The organism is Erythrobacter donghaensis, from assembly GCF_001557325.1.
Lineage (GTDB): Bacteria > Pseudomonadota > Alphaproteobacteria > Sphingomonadales > Sphingomonadaceae > Erythrobacter > Erythrobacter donghaensis_B.
Genome location: NZ_LSJS01000315.1, coordinates 1 through 1,671 on the forward strand (window position 1 = coordinate 1; position 1,671 = coordinate 1,671).

Annotated in this window: 2 protein-coding genes; one reads left to right on the forward strand and one right to left on the reverse strand. The window is 67.9% G+C overall.

Annotated elements, in window-relative coordinates; all coding sequences use genetic code 11:
* A partial coding sequence (locus AX692_RS20375) for a hypothetical protein (protein WP_073977813.1) occupies window positions 1–851 on the forward strand: 851 nt, incomplete at its 5' end.
* A gap of 12 nt (window positions 852–863) precedes the next feature.
* On the opposite strand, the gene AX692_RS18225 is transcribed toward AX692_RS20375, so the two are convergent.
* Window positions 864–1,671: MipA/OmpV family protein (locus tag AX692_RS18225; protein WP_155646382.1), on the reverse strand; the 808-nt coding region annotated here is incomplete at its 5' end.

A 1,671-nucleotide genomic window follows, 5' to 3' on the forward strand; every position in this document is an offset into this window, starting at 1 on the left:
CCCCCAATGACGACGGGATCACGAACGAGATCATCGTCGAAGGATACACCGAGAAGGAAGTGCGCCAGTTCCTGTGGCGCGCGCTGAGCGACACGGGCAATGTCCTTGCCAAGCGCAAGGACCCGGTCTGCATCGGGATCGACAATGCGCCCGGTGACCTTGCCACGCCGCTGCGAGCGCGGATCGAGGCCAACCTCCAGTCGCTCGACATCCCGCGGGGCGAGCCGGGGTGCAAGGTCAACGCTGTCATCGTGTTCGACCGCGATGCGCACCGCTTCGTCAACTGGCTGGCCGACCAGAACACGGGGTTGGCCTATGCCTCGCTCTACCTTCCCGAGCGCAAGCGCCTGATCAAGCCGGTACGGCCGGCCTACAACTGGCACGTTGTGAGGACGGGCGAAAAGGAGCGGCCGCTGGGCACCGGACAGTCGCTCACGCAGCAGGGGGCCAGCGGCGGGCGCGGATTCCAGTCGGCCGGCTTTGGCCCCGGCGGCCGTTTCCTCGCCGACGCCACCCCTGTCGAGACGATGAAGACCTTCTCGGTCGTCGATTACAATGCGATCGACGGGGTCACGATCGAGCAGCTCGGCGATTATCTGACGATGCATATGCTGGTCGAACTGCGCCCGGGCGCAAGCGAGAGCGTGCCGACGGATTCGATCCTCACCCTGTTCACAGAGAGCGGCAGCAACTCCGCTGCCCCGTCCGAGATGTCGGCGCTCGACCGGACGATCCTCGCCCAGATCTACGGGGCGAGCGACACCTATCGGGTCGGTGCGGTGCGCAATTCGATTGCGCGGGCCGCGATCGACCGGCTCGACGATGAAGGCGCGCTCAAGGCAGAGCCCTGAGCGCCAGCTGCCTCAGAAGGTGTAGGCGACACCGCCGCCGAGGATGAACTGGTTCGCATCGCCCCGCACCGCGGTGTAGGGCGTGTCCGCACTGTCACCCACCAATCGCGAATAGCCGCCCACCCCGGTCAGCGACCAGCCGCCGTTCAGCGGATTGCGGTCGAGATCATAGGCGAGGATCGCGGTGGTGCCGATGCGGTTCACCCCGCCGTCCGCGCGGAACTGCGCGAGGCCGCTGGCGGCGCTCTGGGCGGGGGTGACGGTGAAGTAGTAGTCGGCGAAGCGGTCGGTGACGATCTCCATGCTCGCCTGCGCCTGCAGGGTGAAGGCCTTGCCGACCAGCGCGCGGTAGCCGATCTGCGGCTCGATCACCCAGCCCTCGTGCGCGCCGATCACGTCGCGGCGGGCCTGCACGCCGATGCTCAGGGCGTCGAAGGGCTTGACCACATTGGGGATCGAGACAGCGACATTCGCACCCACTTCCAGCGCCGCATCGAGCTTGCCCGCGCGCGCCACCACCTCGTCGGAGATGCGGTTGTTGCGATCATTGCGGAAGCGGAAGGCCGGGCCGAAGGCGAGGCGCGCGCCCTTGCGCGGGCCCAGGGTGGGCTTGGGCGAATTGAGATCGAGCACGAAGCCCGGCCCGTTGGGCGCGATCCCCACCCCGCCCACGCGGCCCGCGATCAGCGGCAGAGGGAAGGCGATGTAATCGTCCGAGCCCGCATAGCTCGGCACCAACCCGACGCCGAGGCCAATGGTCGCCCAGGTCTCGTCGAACACGGGCTTGGCGAAGGCGAAGGGCGGAGGCGCAGGCGGTGGG